The 15,494-nt window shown below is 56.3% G+C and carries 15 protein-coding genes; 7 read left to right on the top strand and 8 right to left on the bottom strand.

Translation table 11 applies throughout. From position 1 onward, the window contains the following. Positions 1-139 precede the first annotated feature (139 nt). The gene (locus V7680_RS09005; protein WP_335652958.1) at positions 140-604 is read right to left on the bottom strand and encodes a DUF411 domain-containing protein; all 465 of its coding nucleotides are present in this window, start codon (positions 602-604) and stop codon (positions 140-142) included. A gap of 52 nt (positions 605-656) precedes the next feature. Then, positions 657-932, bottom strand: coding sequence for a metal-sensitive transcriptional regulator (locus tag V7680_RS09010; protein ID WP_335652959.1), 276 nt, complete (start codon positions 930-932; stop codon positions 657-659). A gap of 60 nt (positions 933-992) precedes the next feature. Between V7680_RS09010 and V7680_RS09015 the strand changes: the two genes are divergently transcribed. The 3 genes from V7680_RS09015 (at position 993) to V7680_RS09025 (ending at position 5,383) form a co-directional block, all read left to right on the top strand. Next, complete coding sequence (locus tag V7680_RS09015) at positions 993-2,837, top strand: copper resistance system multicopper oxidase (protein WP_335652960.1); 1,845 nt, start codon at positions 993-995, stop codon at positions 2,835-2,837. Beyond that, the gene (locus V7680_RS09020) at positions 2,834-3,916 is read left to right on the top strand and encodes a copper resistance protein B (RefSeq protein WP_335652961.1); all 1,083 of its coding nucleotides are present in this window, start codon (positions 2,834-2,836) and stop codon (positions 3,914-3,916) included. The genes V7680_RS09015 and V7680_RS09020 overlap by 4 nt, the downstream gene beginning before the upstream one ends. Positions 3,917-4,024: 108 nt before the next feature. Continuing rightward, positions 4,025-5,383 carry an MBL fold metallo-hydrolase gene (locus tag V7680_RS09025; RefSeq protein WP_335652962.1) on the top strand — a complete coding sequence of 453 codons (1,359 nt, stop codon included), beginning with the start codon at positions 4,025-4,027 and terminating at the stop codon, positions 5,381-5,383. A 33-nt stretch (positions 5,384-5,416) separates the two neighbouring features. Here the strand turns inward: V7680_RS09025 and V7680_RS09030 are convergent, their stop codons facing one another. Then, on the bottom strand, positions 5,417-5,779 hold the full coding sequence (locus V7680_RS09030; protein ID WP_335652963.1) for a teicoplanin resistance protein VanZ: 363 nt from the start codon (positions 5,777-5,779) through the stop codon (positions 5,417-5,419). A gap of 304 nt (positions 5,780-6,083) precedes the next feature. On the opposite strand from V7680_RS09030, the gene V7680_RS09035 reads away from it, so the two are divergent. Then, positions 6,084-7,439: an alkyl sulfatase dimerization domain-containing protein gene (locus tag V7680_RS09035; protein WP_335652964.1), complete on the top strand. Its 1,356-nt coding sequence runs from the start codon at positions 6,084-6,086 to the stop codon at positions 7,437-7,439. A 74-nt stretch (positions 7,440-7,513) separates the two neighbouring features. On the opposite strand, the gene V7680_RS09040 is transcribed toward V7680_RS09035, so the two are convergent. The 4 genes from V7680_RS09040 to V7680_RS09055 form a co-directional block, all read right to left on the bottom strand. Beyond that, a complete protein-coding gene (locus V7680_RS09040) occupies positions 7,514-7,939 on the bottom strand; it encodes a PaaI family thioesterase (RefSeq protein WP_335652965.1) in 426 nt (141 codons plus the stop codon). 130 nt (positions 7,940-8,069) lie between these two features. Beyond that, positions 8,070-9,644 carry a long-chain-fatty-acid--CoA ligase gene (locus tag V7680_RS09045; RefSeq protein WP_335652966.1) on the bottom strand — a complete coding sequence of 525 codons (1,575 nt, stop codon included), beginning with the start codon at positions 9,642-9,644 and terminating at the stop codon, positions 8,070-8,072. 227 nt (positions 9,645-9,871) lie between these two features. Next, positions 9,872-10,510 carry a DUF938 domain-containing protein gene (locus tag V7680_RS09050; protein ID WP_335652967.1) on the bottom strand — a complete coding sequence of 213 codons (639 nt, stop codon included), beginning with the start codon at positions 10,508-10,510 and terminating at the stop codon, positions 9,872-9,874. Positions 10,511-10,522: 12 nt separating this feature from the next. Next, positions 10,523-11,338, bottom strand: a complete 816-nt coding sequence (locus tag V7680_RS09055; RefSeq protein WP_335652968.1) for an SDR family NAD(P)-dependent oxidoreductase — start codon at positions 11,336-11,338, stop codon at positions 10,523-10,525. Positions 11,339-11,547: 209 nt separating this feature from the next. On the opposite strand from V7680_RS09055, the gene V7680_RS09060 reads away from it, so the two are divergent. After that, positions 11,548-12,036 (top strand): methyltransferase family protein, encoded by a 489-nt coding sequence (locus V7680_RS09060; protein ID WP_335652969.1) that lies wholly within the window; start codon positions 11,548-11,550, stop codon positions 12,034-12,036. On the opposite strand, the gene V7680_RS09065 is transcribed toward V7680_RS09060, so the two are convergent. After that, the gene (locus tag V7680_RS09065) at positions 12,033-13,010 is read right to left on the bottom strand and encodes a bile acid:sodium symporter family protein (protein ID WP_335652970.1); all 978 of its coding nucleotides are present in this window, start codon (positions 13,008-13,010) and stop codon (positions 12,033-12,035) included. The two genes, V7680_RS09060 and V7680_RS09065, sit on opposite strands and share 4 nt — an antisense overlap. A 289-nt stretch (positions 13,011-13,299) precedes the next feature. On the opposite strand from V7680_RS09065, the gene V7680_RS09070 reads away from it, so the two are divergent. Next, positions 13,300-14,961, top strand: a complete 1,662-nt coding sequence (locus V7680_RS09070; RefSeq protein WP_335652971.1) for a hypothetical protein — start codon at positions 13,300-13,302, stop codon at positions 14,959-14,961. Between the two features lie 143 nt (positions 14,962-15,104). Beyond that, the coding region (locus tag V7680_RS09075; RefSeq protein ID WP_335652972.1) for a hypothetical protein at positions 15,105-15,494 on the top strand (390 nt) is incomplete at its 3' end.

The raw sequence follows: 15,494 nt of genomic DNA on the forward strand, positions 1-15,494 counted from the left end.
TCTCAATCAAAATACCCTATAGGGGTATATATGATTTTGCCCCAAGGGAGTCAATGTCGGTAGTATATACCGTGCCAGAGGAGGATATCGCAGGACCAGGAAAGTCCGAGTTTAAAGCCCTGCTTTTTGCCGGTGGTTCTTAGTTATAACTGGCGAAGACGCGCTGTCCCTTGGGACCGAATGCGATAACCTGATAAGGCTCTGTCATATCCCGATGTTCCATCCCGGGCGATCCAACCGGCATGCCGGCTACCGCTATGCCGATCACATCCGTTGGTTTGTCGCGGAGCAATTTCCGGATTGCTTCGGCCGGGACATGACCCTCGATCACATAGCCTTCGACGATCATAGTGTGGCAGGCGCGCAGCGCGTTTGGAACACCGTGCAAATCCTTGACCACCTGCATGTCGGCATTTTCTGCAATCACTTCTGCATCAAGGCCTTTGGCGGCATGATCCGCCCATTTCAGGCAGCATCCGCAACCGGCATCGCGGTACATCGTGTAACTCGCCGCCTGCGCGGCAGTCGAACAGGCAGCCAGCGATACCAGCAACAGCCCCGCGGCGCTGGTTTCCTTCATCGATTTGGCAATAGCTCCGATCATCAATCTTCCTTTAAAATTGCCGCCCGCTGATTCAGCGAGACGACCCTATTTCTCACCGTTTCACTTTTTCGAACAAATCTATCAGTTCTTCAAATTTCTCTTGCTGCTCGGCCGGACTGCCGGTCGCGATCGCTTCGCTGACGCAGCAAGCAGCGTGGTCTTTCAAAATCTGGCTTTCGACCTTGGCCAGCGCGGACTTCACCGCCTGCACCTGGTGCAATATATCGATACAATAGCGGTCGTCGGTCACCATCTGGGCGATGCCGCGAACCTGTCCTTCGATGCGGCGAAGCCGGTTGATTTTCTGATCCACTGCACCTTTGGCCATATCTTCCCTCTTGTCTTGGTACCCTATGGGGGTATATATGAAGCCATGCAAAAAACCAATATGAATTATTCCCGACGCTCGATGATCGGCTCGCTTGCCGCATTGAGTGGCCTCGCCGCCCTGCCCATGCCCGCCTGGGCAACTGGCAAGATGGGCAGCCATGGCGGTGGTCCGGTACGCAAGGGGATCAACGAGCTGTCGGGCGCGAAGATCGACCTGCATATTGCCGAGGGCAGCTTTGCCACAGGTGGCAGAACCGGCCATGCGATTGCGGTCAACGGCACGGTTCCGGGACCATTGATCCGGCTGAAAGAGGGCGAGCGGACCCTGCTCTCGGTACATAATATGCTGGATGTCGACAGCTCGATCCACTGGCATGGTTTACTATTACCGTTCCAGTTTGACGGTGTGCCGGGGATCAGCTTTCCCGGGATCAAGCCCGGCGCGCGTTTCGACGTACCGCTCACCCCGCGCCAGTCGGGCACCTACTGGTGGCACAGCCATAGCGGCCTGCAGGAGCAGGTCGGCCATTATGGTCCGATCATCATTGACCCGGCAGGCCCCGATCCGGTTCAATATGACCGCGAGCATATCATCCTGCTAAGCGAATTTACCCCGATGCATCCGCATCAGATCATGAAAAAGCTGAAAGTGGCAGAAGGCTACTTCAGCATGCAGAAGACCAGCGCTACGGACGATTATCCGTTGAGTGCGGAAGAGCGCCGGATGTGGGGGCGGATGCGGATGATGCCGACCGATATCGCTGATGTCTCCGCGCCGACCTATACTTATCTGATCAACGGCCACGGCCCCGATGACGGACTGGAATTGCCTTATAAGCCCGGCGAAAGAGTGCGTCTGCGGATCATCAATGGCAGCGCGATGACCTTTTTCAATATCCGCCTGCCCGGCCTGCCGATGACCGTGGTCCAGGCCGATGGTGTAAACGTCCAGCCGGTAGAGGTCGACGAATTGCAAATCGGTGTGGCCGAAACCTATGATGTGATCGTCTCGCCGACTACAGAAGGTGCCTTCGCGCTGGCTGCCGAGAGCATGGACCGCAGCGGCATGGCGCAAGCCTCGCTTACCTCGCAACCCGGCCGCAAAGCCAGCTTCCCCGAACGGCGCAATCCGCCACTGTTGACGATGGCTGACATGGGCATGAACCATGGTGAAGATCAGGGCGAAACGGGTGATATGGATCATGGTGCGCATGTTCCACAGCCTGCGTCTCCGGCGCCGACCGAAACGGATCACAGCGGCCACGACATGGGCGCTGCTGCCGCCAGCGACGACATAACCGGACATGATATGGCATCGATGAACATGGATATGGGTGCGATGAACATGCGCGACACCAGCATGCTCCCCGCCAATGTAAAAGTTGGTCCCGGCCTCGACATGGTCGCGATGAACCCTCAGGACCGCACGGGCTATCCCGGATTGGGCCTCGACGATGTTCCGCATCGGGCGCTCAATTACCGGATGCTAAAATCGCTCAAAATGGATCACAACAAGCGCGCGCCCGACCGCGAGATGGAATTGCATCTCACCGGCAATATGGAACGCTATATGTGGAGCTTCGACGGCGAAAAAATGAGCGCGGTCGGCGATGATCCGATCCGCTTCGGCTATAACGAGCGAGTGCGGGTCAAGCTGGTCAACGACACGATGATGGCCCACCCGATCCACTTGCACGGGATGTTTTTTGAGATCGTCAACGGGCAAGGCCATTATCAACCCAAGAAGCATACGGTGATCGTTCAGCCGGGCAGCAGCGCAATGTTCGATGTCACCACCGACGAGCCGGGCGACTGGGCCTTTCACTGCCATCTACTCTACCATATGCATGCCGGGATGATGCAGACGGTCAGCGTCGCCTTTCCGGAAGGAGATGCGGCATGAAGGCGCTGATGATTTTGATGTTGCTCGGTACGTCGACGCCCGCGCTCGCGCAGCATGAAGGCCATAAGATGCCAATGCCCGCGAAACCGGCTTCAAAAGCCAAGCCGCCGACACCGAAACCGGCACCCGCCAAAGCCGCAGTAAAGCCGACACCAAAACCTGTGGCCAAACCAAAGACAGCGGCGACGGCCAAAGCGGCACCAGTGAAACCTGCGCCGATGGACCACGGAACGATGAACCATGCGAATATGGATCATGGCGAACAACCAGATGAATCGATGGACCACGGTTCGATGGATCATGGCGCTATGGATCACAGCGCTCATCAGCTTGACCCGCCGCAAATCTCCGTACCCAATGCGGAAACCGGCCCTATCCGCGCCGCCGACGCGATCTGGGGTGCCGAAGCAATGAGGCCATCACGCGAAGCGCTCTATAATGATCATGGCAATATGCAGCTGTTCTGGCTTCAGGGCGACCGCCTGGAATATCGCGCCCGCAAGGGCGAAGACGGCTACCTCTGGGACGTTCAGGGCTATTATGGCGGCGACATCGATAAATTCTGGTTCAAGAGCGAAGGCGAAGGCAGTTTTGGCGAGCCGCTGGAAAGCGCCGAAGTGCAAGCGCTCTACAGCCGCGCAATCGCGCCGTTCTTCGATCTACAAGCAGGTGTCCGGCAGGACCTTACCGGTCCGGACCGCACCCATGCGGTGATCGGGGTCCAGGGCCTGATACCCTATATGTTCGAAGTCGATGCCGCAGCATTCTTCTCCAACAAAGGCGACCTGACCGCGCGGATCGAGGCGGAATATGACCAGCGCATAACCCAGCGCCTAACTCTGCAACCGCGCGCCGAGGTAAACCTGTCGGCTCAGGATATCCCCGAACTGGGTGTCGGGTCAGGTATAGATAATCTCGAACTCGGTCTGCGCCTGCGCTATGAAATCGCGCGTGAATTTGCGCCTTACGTAGGCATCGAACAGGAATGGAAACTCGGTGGCAGCCGTGATTTCGCGAGAATTGCCGGAGAAAATGCAAGCATCACCAATTATGTGGTGGGGATCAGATTCTGGTTTTGACAATGATGGGCCGAATGACGCGATCATAGCCAATGCCTTGCTAAAGACTAGATTCCCGGGGAACTCAAGGCAGGTTTCCGCGTAATTTCATCGACGCAAGGAGGAAACATGCTGTTCAAGAAAATCAAGACGCCCGGCCTGTCACATCTCTCTTATCTCATCGGATCTGGCGGCAAGGCAGCCGTCATCGATCCCAGACGAGACTGCGATATTTATCTCGAAATGGCGCGCGCCGAAGGACTCGAGATCACCCATATCTTCGAAACCCATCGCAACGAGGACCTGGTTTCTGGTGCCCCAATTCTTGCAGCCATGACCGACGCCAAGGTCTTTCACGGCCCGAATGCAGGGGGAGACGTAGTTTATGCGTCAACCACCCGTGAGGGAGAAAGTTTCGAAATCGGACAACTCGTTATCGAGGTCATCGAAACCCCGGGTCATACAGATGATCATGTCGCTTATGCGCTTTATGACTCGGAATATCCTGACGGCGCTGTGGGCGTATTTACGGGAGATGCCCTGTTCGTCGGAGATGTCGGTCGCACCGACTTCTACCCCGATCGCAAACGCGAAGTTGCCGGGCTATTGTTCGATTCTTTGCGAAAGATCATGTCTCTGGGCGATCAGGTCATGATTTATCCCGCCCATGGCGCCGGATCGGTTTGCGGGTCGGGAATGGCCGAACGGGAATTTTCGACGGTCGGGCACGAACGGAAAAACAATCCCCGGCTGCAAATCGAGAGTCGGGATGAATTTATCGACGCGAAGATCAACGAGAACCATTATCAGCCCCCCTATTTCCGGCTGATGGAACGCCTCAATCTGGAAGGTGGCGATCCTGCTCCACGGGTGCAGCGGCCCAAAAACCTCAGCCTGTCGGAACTGGACGAATGTTCAGCTACCCATTTGGTAGATATTCGCTATCCCATGGCTTATGCTTCAGGTCATTTTCCTGGATCAATGAGTCTGCCGGTCGACATGATACCGGCATTTGCCGGATGGTTTATCAGCGAGCAAGACAGCATAATATTGATCGGTTCGGACGAAAGCCAGCTTGCCAGTGCAAAGGAGCATCTGGTTCGTGTCGCGCTCGACAATATCGTTGGCGGATATACCGGCCTCGTCCCGGCGGCGGCTGCAGGAAAAAGCCTCGCACAAATCCCGATGATCAAGACAGGCGAAGTGAGAAGGCGTCTGGACAAAGATCGCAGCGAGTGGACTTTGCTCGACGTGCGTGATGCGGATGAACGAAGTGAAGCCTCAATCGACGGATCACTGCATATCTATGTCGGCGAATTAAACGAACGGTGGAAAGAGCTCGACAAGTCGCGTCATTATACCCTGATGTGCGCCAGCGGTATGCGCGCGACCGTAGCAGCGGGTTGGCTGGCCAGTCGGGGATTTGGAAAACTCGACATCTATCTGGGCTCGATGGGCGCTTGGAAAGCGTCCCAAGAGGAGAAATAGGAAACTATATTAACGGCAGATAATTCCCGGATTTTATCCCGTCACCGAACGCTTCCCTCTTACGCTCCAGAACAATTTTCCGGCCAATAAGCCAAGCACGATCGCGATAAAATCCGCGGCAAAATCCATCCAGTCAGCATCGCGTCCCAATCCCATGGAAAATTGCAGAAGTTCGATGCCACCGCCGAAGATCATCAGCAGGACGAACAGGATCACCGCATTGGTGCGTGGCCAAAGTAGCCGGGCCATCAGCGACAGGGTGAAAAATGCCAGTCCGTGATTGAGCTTGTCATAGGCAAAAACCATCGGCGCATCTCCTGCAGGCATGAGCGATATGGCGAGAATGATGCCGAGCAATAGCCAGAACAGAATACGGAATATATTCAGGGTCTTCATCCGGACGCCTTAATGGGGCGGACATGACTTAGTCGTTAACACAACGGATCCAGATCTGTGTTGGGCAGCGGTTCTGGTTTCAGGCGTCAGATTCGGGAATAATGTACCCGGCTTTGAAGTGTCCGTGCGATTGAGCGCTCACGCAACACGTAAAATCCGGCCAATCGTCCAATAGTCTGGAGATTGAATGGACGACCGATAAGGCTGGACTATGCATTTCCCGGCAATATACGTGCGTAGAAACGGATATGGGCAAAACTCAATCGTCATAGCAGTTGCAGGCCATAAAATCCGGCGAACGGTCATGGGAGATCATATTGTGAAAATCACGCTGGCAGCCATATTGGCATTATCCGCGCTCGGACTTGGCTCTACGCAAGCCGCCGCACAAGATGATCCGGCGCCGGGCTCCGGTGATCTCGACACGGTCTCGATCAAAAGCGCCAGCGGCGACACTTTGTCGCTGCAACAGAAATCAACCCAGACCGAAGCCCTGAAAATTACCGATGGTATCTATCAGGCCACCGGTTTCGGGAACAGCTTCCTCGTCGTGACAGACGAAGGCAATGTCGTCATCGACACATCTTTGCCGCAAAATGCTGCGGGTCATAAGAAGCTGCTCGACGCGGTCAGCAACAAGGTGCCTGAATATATTATCGCAACCCACGCTCATGGTGATCATGTCGGCGGCATCCCGCTCTGGCGCGGGAAGGACACGCAGGTCATCGCACAGGAAAATTCGGTCGAGTTTCTCCATTATCAAAAGCGCCTTTCAGGTTTTTTCGCGCTCCGCAACTCGGCCCAATTCGGGCTTGATATCGCCAGACCGGATGTCGGCGATGCCTATCCGGGTAATTTCGAGGCAGACATTCCCGCGACTATCCTGTTCGACGACAAATATGAGTTCAAACTCGGCGGACTGACCTTCGTGGTCGAGAGCGCTCCAGCGGAGACTTTGGACGCGCTGACGGTCTGGATTCCGGAAAAGAGCACCGTCTTTGTCGGTGACCTGATTTACGAATCCTTCCCCAATATCTACACGCTGCGCGGCACCAAACCACGCTGGGCGCTCGACTATGCCCAGTCAATCGACGACGTGCTTTTGCTCAATGCCGAGATCATGATCCCCAGCCACGGCGAAGCGATCAAGGGCACCGATGCGGTCCGCGAAGCGCTGACCAAATATCGCGATGCGATTCTTTATGTTCACGACGCGACCGTTGCGGGCATGAACGCCGGCAAGGACGTCCACAGCCTGATGGAGGAAATAAAGCTGCCGCCCGAGCTGGCCTTACCCGAACAATATGGCACGGTAAAATGGACGGTGCGCGGCATTTATGACGGCTATGCCGGCTGGTTCGACGGCAACCCCTCTTCGATATTGTCGATCAAGCCCAATGCATCCAATATCAGCCTGGTCAAGATGGCGGGTGGTCCCGATGCTGTTGTCACACAGGCTGAAGCACTGTTCGGCAAAGGCGACGACCTGTCCGCCTTGTCACTGGCGGAAAGCGTATTGTCGGTCGACCCGAAGCACAAACCCGCCTGGGCCGTCCGGTTGAAGATATTGCAGAAGCTGCACAAGGCTTCCGCCAATTTCAACGAAGCGGGCTGGCTTGGATATGGCATCCGGCAGTCAAAAAAAGCGCTGGCAGAATGAGCGGGCGGTTCTCATTCTAGATAGCTATGTCATTCAATCCAAAGTTCGTCAAAGTTAGGACCAAGACAGCTTGTTCAGCCCCTAGGCGCTCTGGATATTTTGCTCACCGTACTGGCTGTTGCCGTCAACACATTATCTTCGTTGTAAACATGGCCTTCCATGAAGACAATTTTATAGCCTTGCTTGATCGCCCAGCCTTCAACCCGCAGCTTTCCAGCCCGGGTTGGCTCCAGATATGAGGTCTTTATTTCCAGCGAAGACAGGCCGACAATATCAGGATCGTGCAAGAACATCGCGTGGCTCATGGCAGCATCCAGCATGGCGGTAACAAAGCCGCCCTGGACAATATCTATCGAATGGCAATAGTCTTTCCCGATATCGAATTCGAACGTACAGGCGCATTTCTCAGTGTCGACATCGACCAGCTTCCCGCCCATCATACTGATGAACTTGGGGCTGTGTTGATTACTCTCTGCTATTATTTGTTCTTTGTTTTTCATAAATATATTCCGCGCCGGTCGTTTCCGACGACGCTCCATTGTCTCGAATAAGATTGAATCATGACGTCGATCAGCCGAGAGCATTCGCCCGAAGCCGGCATTGGTTGCCGCCCAGCTTGCAGGTGCCTCCTCAGTTCACTCCGCGATCATTGCCTTCCCAATAAGGCGCGCGCAATTCCCGACGCAATATCTTGCCTGACGCATTTCTCGGCAAGTCGGCGATCACGTCGACCGTCTTTGGGACCTTGAAGCCCGCGATGCGTTCTTTGGCCCAGGCGATGATGCTGTCGGTGTCGATCTCGGTGACGCCCGGCTTGGGCGAGACGACCGCCTTGACCGCTTCGCCCCATTTGGCGTCGGGGATGCCGATGACCGCAACTTCGTTGACCTGAGGGTGGCCGAAGATCGCATTCTCGACTTCCGCCGGATAGACATTTTCGCCTCCGGTGATGATCATGTCCTTGACCCGGTCCTTGATGTAGAAATAGCCGTCCTCGTCCATCACCGCTGCGTCGCCGGTGTAGAGCCAGCCGTCGGCATCGACCGTCTCTGCGGTCTTCTCCGGATTGTCGTAATAATGCAGCATGTTGAGGCCGGATCGTGTGGCGATTTCTCCGATCGTGCCGGGCGGAACTTCCTGGCGGTTTTCATCGACGATCTTCAGCTCGACGCCGGGCAAGGCAACGCCGATGCCGCGCATCCGTTCATTGCCATCGGGATCATGATCCTGCGGCGGCAATATGCAGACCGTGCCTGTGGTTTCGGTCATGCCATATTGTTGGCAGAAGAGCGCCTTTGGCATCGTCTGGATGCATTGGCGCAGTAGCTCCAGCGGGATTGGTGCGGCGCCATAAGTGACACTGCGAACGCTGGAGAAATCCGTGTCCTTCGCGCGCGGCCAGTTGACCAGCATCTGCAGCGCGGTCGGCACGAGGAAGAACTGGTTCACGCCCTTGTCGATACAATCGAGCACGCTATCGGGGTGGAATTCGGGGATGACCATCATCGTCGACCCATTGTAAAAGGCAACCGGCCCGATACCCGACCCCGCGATATGCGCGCAGGGCATGACCGCCAGCGTACTGTCGTCGGGTCCCAGCTGCGCCCAGGCATGATCCGGATGCCCCTTGATCAGCTCCCGCAATTTGAACAGATTGTCATTGGTCAACACCGCACCCTTGGGATTGCCGGTGGTACCGGAGGTGTAGAGTTGCAACACGCCCTCCGCCGGGTCGCATTGCGGCAGATCTCCCTGCGGTGTGGACGCGACGAAATCGGCCAATGCCGTAAGGTCGGTGCCGGACTTTGTGCAAAGAATATTTTTGGTATCGGAAGATTCCTGAGCCGCCTGTTTTCCGATCTCGACAAATTCCGGTTCGCAGATCAGCAGCGGTGCCCGCGTGTCTTTCAGAACATAAGCGACTTCGGGTGCGGCTAGGCGCCAGCCGATCGGGGCGATGACCAGTCCCGCGCGACTGGCTGCGGCGAACAGGGTGAAATAGAGACCGCTATTCTTGCCGAGCCAGCAAATCCGGTCGCCCTTGGTCAGGCCCGCGCCGGCAAAAGCCCGCGCATAGGCGGTGACCCGCTTGTCGAGCTCGGCATAGCTGACGAGACCGTCGCTATCGTCGATCGCAATATTGTCCGGCGTCTCCGCGGCCCAATAGGCGATCGAAGATCCCATGCATCTGCGTGTCTTTGTCATTTTGCCCGCTCCTAAATATTTTTTGTTATGTTAATCGCGCGATTAAGAGATGGCAAGCGGAACAGCGATTAGCTCCCTCCTTTTCAAAGGAAGGGTTGGGGTGGTTTCTCTCGTTAAAGATTTGCTCTCGAGCTTTGCACTTCCGCTTGCTCCGAGGCGGTTCGCTGGCGCGAGCGACGCTGACACATCGCCACCACCCCAACCCCTCATCTAAAAAGGAGGGGGCTTCACGTCTTCCGGTAGACCAGCGAGATATTATTGGCCGGCATCTCGATCAGGCTTTCGCGAACAAACCCGTTGCGCGTGGCCAACGCATCCATATCTGCAACGTCGCGCAGCCCCCATCGCAGGTCCCGGCTTTTGAGGCTGCGTTCAAAATCGAGATTGCCTTGCGCGGTTTCGACGTCGTCGCGCAGATAGGGACCATAGAGATATAGCGGCGCGCCCGGATCGAGGAGCTTTCCGGCCATTTCCATCAGACCGATGCTCGATTCCCACGGGCTGATATGGACCATGTTGATGCACAGGATCGCAGCCGGTTTCGCGACATCCCAGTCCCTGGCCTGCGCGTCGAGCTGTTTGGGCGGCAGGATATTGGGCACTGCTTCGCGCTTGGTCCACGCAGCGATCGACTGGCAGCAGGCCGGATCGGGGTCACTGGGCTGGAAGGTCAGGTCGGGGAAAGCCATACCGAAATAGACGACATGTTCGCCGGTGCCGCTGGCGATTTCCAGAATATTTCCCTGATCGGGCAGGATATCCCGCAAAACTTGGACAATCGCGTCGCGATTGCGCACCGTCGCCGGAGCGTGGCGCTGTTCGCCCGGTGTCGCCATATCAGTGGACCAGTGTTTTGAAACCGCCATTGTCAGGATCTGCTATTTGCCGAAGGGAGTCGCGTCATAATCGGCCTTCACTGCCTGATATCGCATATCAATACCGACAGCAAATTCAGGGTGGGTGAAGATATAGAGCCGGTTGTCCTCGACGCAGGTCGCGGTCCAGTCGCCGACGTCGACGGGATCAAGGCCGCCATCGATCACCTTGCTCATTTCCTTGAACCGCGGATCTGTTTCATCGCCGCCGCCCGTCGGCTTGTTGAATCCGCTACGGTGGATGTTGGTCTTTACCCAGGCCGGGCAAAGTACACTGACGCCGATATTGTCGGGAGCCAGTTCCTGTTGCATCGCTTCGGAATAGCCGACCACCGCAAATTTCGTCGCGTGATAGGGCGCCATGCCCGGACCCGCGATATGGCCTGCCAGCGATGCGGTGTTGATGAAATGACCACCCTCACCGTGGCTCTTGATCAGCGGCGTGAAGATTTCGACGCCGTTCGCAACGCCCATCAGGTTGATATCGACGATCCAGCGCCAGTCTTTCAGGTCAATTTCGCCGGTCATCCCGCCCAGTGCGACGCCGGCATTATTGACGACGATGTGGACCTTGCCAAAACGGTCGATGGTCGCCTGTGCTGCCGCGCGCATTTGCGCTTCGTCCGCAACATCGCAGATCACGGTTGCCACATCAGCGCCATCGGCACGCAGCGTTTCTGCAGCGGCATCAAGTGTGGATTGATCAATATCGGCGAGCATCAGCTTCGCTCCACGCTTGGCAAAGGCCTGAGCGATACCCAGCCCGATACCTGCGGCTCCACCGGTGATGAAGGCTACGCTGTTGCTGTCGATTTTCATGATATCTGCTTTCGAAAGGGTTTGGGCGGAACGAATTTGCGGGCTTATTGCCGCCGATGAAGCGGTAATACCAGCCTTATGGTTCGGATTGACGAGATTAGAAGGCTCGATATTTCGCCACCCCGGCTTTTGTGCCCGCAGCTTTGTGTGCAAAATCGCGGCCACCGAGAGTTTGCCTGCCCGACGGTTTTGCGATATTATCTTGCTTGATGATGAAATTCTTCCGCCCCGAAGAAGACAGCGCGCAGGTTAAATTTCCACCGCCGCTGGTCTATGTCGGTTTTCTGCTGACCGGATTGTTGTTTGACCGTCTGAGCGACCGGGTACCGGACTTCATTCCGGTTTCTCCCTTGATCATGGCAGCCGGGGGCATTGCCCTCTTGTCCGGTATTTTTGTAATGCTCGCCGGAACCAGCCGCTTCAGAAAGCTGGGCAATAATCTCGAGCCGTGGAAGCACAGTAACCAGATCGTCAGTTCGGGTATCTACGGCTATACTCGCAACCCGATGTATCTCGGGATGGCACTGACCTATCTCGGCCTAGCCTTATGGTTTCGCAGCAGCTGGGCGGTGATCTTGCTGCCGGTCGGGATCCTCGTCATCCGCACGCAGGTTATCGCGCGGGAAGAACGATATCTGGCGAAAAAATTTGGGGATGAGTATCTCGCCTACAGAACCAAGGTTCGTCGTTGGTTTTAGTCCACTTCGCCGGTCTGCTGCCGCCGCCAGATCGCGGCCAGAAAACTGCCGATAACCACGTGATAGACAGCGGATATTGCAGCCGGCACGGGCGCTAGCGCGGCCTGCATCGGGCTGGCAAACTGGGCGGCGAAGGTCGGTGTGGAAGCGAGGCTGGAACCGAGGCCGCTATTCTGCATGCCGACTTCGATACTTATCGTACGGCGTTCCGCCACACCCAGACCGATGGCTTTCGTAATCAGATAGCCCAATCCGAATCCGAAGACATGGAGAAGGAAGATGGCCAGCATCAACACGCCGAAATGCTCCTCGATCAGCGCCTTGCTATTGGCAATAATCCCGCCAACAATCAGCACGACGACAATCACCGAAACGAGCGGCGAGATAATCGCGATCTTCTCCGTCACTCTGGGCAGATAGCGGTTGAACAATACCCCTGCGACGACCGGCAAGAGCACAATCGAGACCATGTTGATGAACAGGCTCCACTGGTCAATCTCGACATATTTCCCCGCGAGCCATCCGGTCAGCAACGGGGTGGCAATCACCGCGATCAATGTCGAGGCCATGGTCATCGTTACAGATAGCGCGAGATTGGCATTGGCGAGATAGGCAACGACATTGGATGCAGTGCCGCCCGGGCAACAGGCAACGAGGATCAGGCCGACCGCGAGACCGGTTTCCAACCCGAATATGGTGGCGAGGAAAATTCCGGCAAAAGGCATTACGGTGAATTGCAAGACAACGCCCGTTGCCACGCAACGCGGGATTTTCGCGATTCTTTTGAAATCATCGAACGACAATGTCAGGCCCATGCCGAGCATCACAAGCCCCAGCATGACACTGACCAGCGGCTGGCCAAGCGGCCGGAAACGCCCGTCTACGACCCAGAGAAAATGTTCGGGCACAAACCATGCCCAGCCTGTCCCCAATATTGTCCACAGGGCAAACAGATTGGTGAGGCGATGGATCAAGATTGGGCTCCCTGGTTGATGCGGTCGGCATTGTTTCGTTGAATATGATGCGATGGCCTCGCGACAACATGTCGCATAGTCTGATCGAATTACCGAGAAACATCACTCTCTTGGTGTTGGACCGATAGCTCATTGAATAAAATGGGCGAAGACACAACCGAAAGGAAAAGGGTGTCGGGATCGGCATGACCGGAGCTGCTGTCCAATCCCTTTCCTAACCAACTCGGAACTAGGTTAAAATTGTCCCGAGTTGCTTTCCGTAAGAGGCAACATTCTATAGGCTGCATCTATGCCGAATGATTCTCTCGATCCGCTGATCCGCGACGCCTATGCCATCGCCGCCCAGCCGGAACGGTTGATGAAATTATTGACGCTCCTGCAAAAGCCGGGCGCCGCGAATGAAGGCGACCTTCAGCCCCATTTTGCCAATGTCACCGAGTTGCTGACCGAGATTGATCCCAGCGTCGGCGATGATTTTTCCACTTATGCCAAAGACCTCGACGGAACCAACGGCCTTCTGGCGCAACCGGACCTGTCACTCAGCACATCAATGACGGTCCTGAACGTCGACGAGCAAATCTTCAAAAGCTCTGAACTGAATGGCGGGAGATCGGTGCCCGACTGGCTGTTTGGCGTCGATGGCGAGGCCTATGCGCAGGTCAGGAAGCTGCTCAAAGGCAAGAGCTCCGGCCCGGCAATTGTCCGTCTATACACGGACCGGGACGATGACAGGGGCGTGCTGTTTGCCGCCCAATTGTCCAGCGCTAGCAATGCCGAACTGGATTTCCGCGTCATGCGACTGCGCTGGAATGATGTTATCGGCAGTGCCTTCGCACGGTCACTGGATCTGACAGCAACCGAAGAGCAGCTCGCGGAGCATCTGGTCAACGGCCTGTCGGTGATCGAGTTTGCGGCGCTGCGAAAGCGGGCCTTGGGAACCGCGAGAAACCAGTTAAAAACCCTGCTCCGCAAGCTGGGCATCGGCTCGCAAACCGAGCTTATCTCGCTTTACGCGGGTTTCAGCAGCGCCTTTACAACCGCAGAATCGCAGGAACAGAATCTGCCCTCCTCCCGTTCGAGCCACAAACTGACCTTGCAGGATGGCAGCGACCTGCCTTTTGAAGTCTATGGCGAGCCGGACGGAAAGCCGGTTCTCTATCTCCACGCCACAATTGATGGCGCCTATCTGACCACACGCCAGCAGGACGCCGCCGCGCAGCAGGGCCTGCGCGTCATTGCTCCCTGGCTTCCGTTCTACGCGGGTAGTAAAATGGCGAGCACTGGCCTTGCGGTGGTTGACGAATTTGTCGAGCGGCTGGTCTATCTGCTGGACCAGCTAGAGATAGAAAGCTGTTCGGTCATTTCCGCGAGAGTGGCCGCACCCTATGGCATGGCTGCTATCCGGTCCCACCCTGAGCGGTTCTGCGGACTGGTTATGGCGGGCGCGATATTGCCGGCCGGCGATGATAATGATTTCTCGCATCTCGCCATGGGTTATCGCGCTCCTCTTCGGCTAGCACGGATCGCCCCATCATTCGTGCGGTTATATTTTGCAGCTATCTCGACGATGGTCCGGCGCGGGAAGAGCATGGCCTATTTCCGCAGCATCTATGGCGAAAGCGCTGCCGATATGAAAACGCTCAACCGGCCCGACGTCGCGGACCTGATGCAGCGGTCGATGAAGCGCACCTTTGAAGACGGTTATGAATCGACGGCCCAGCAGGCTATCCTGACGGCAAGCGACTGGTCGAAATGGTGTCGCGATCTGGAAGTACCGGTCACGGTCATTAGCGGCAAAGAAGACCGGCTGGCACCGCCCGATATGGTCGAGAAATTCTGCGATCGCTACGGCTTCAATCTGATCGGCCCGTTGCAGGATGTCGGTAGCCTCGCCATTCAACAAGTGCCGCGCCAGATTTTCGAGGAAGCCGCCAAAATCCGTTTGAGTTGAGGCGGCTCTTTACGACCGTTATCCAACAGCGGCGCTCCGCCCGCCATCATCAATCACCAGATAAACCGCCACTATGTACCATATGGTATATTCTAAATCCGGCTTGGTCCCCTTAATCACCCCGGTGAATGCAATGGAGATCAATGATGAATTTATTAAAACCGGCTGTCGCGGCCTTGTTCGCAGTTTCAATGCTGAGCAGCGGTGCGGCCCACGCTCAATTTGGTGGTCTGGGTAAGGCGATCAAAAAAGAAGCAAAGCAGACCAAGCGCGATGCCGAGAGAGAAGCCGTCAACGAAGCCGAGAATGCGATTGATGACGCGATACGCGGCAAAGCTAGCAAAAGAGGCCGGAGTGGAAAAGGCGGCAGCAGCGGTAGCGGTGGCTCGACCACCCTCGGCACACCATCGTCGGCGCTGACATCGCAAACCCAATGCGCGGGCATTGCCCTTTCCAACGTGACCGTCGGCAATCTGGGCAGTTACACGTTCCAGCAGGGCTTCAGCAAAGAGAAGCGCACCGGTTTCATCAAC

The sequence above is a fragment of the Parasphingorhabdus sp. genome, from assembly GCF_036963705.1.
In the GTDB taxonomy this organism is placed as follows: domain Bacteria; phylum Pseudomonadota; class Alphaproteobacteria; order Sphingomonadales; family Sphingomonadaceae; genus Parasphingorhabdus.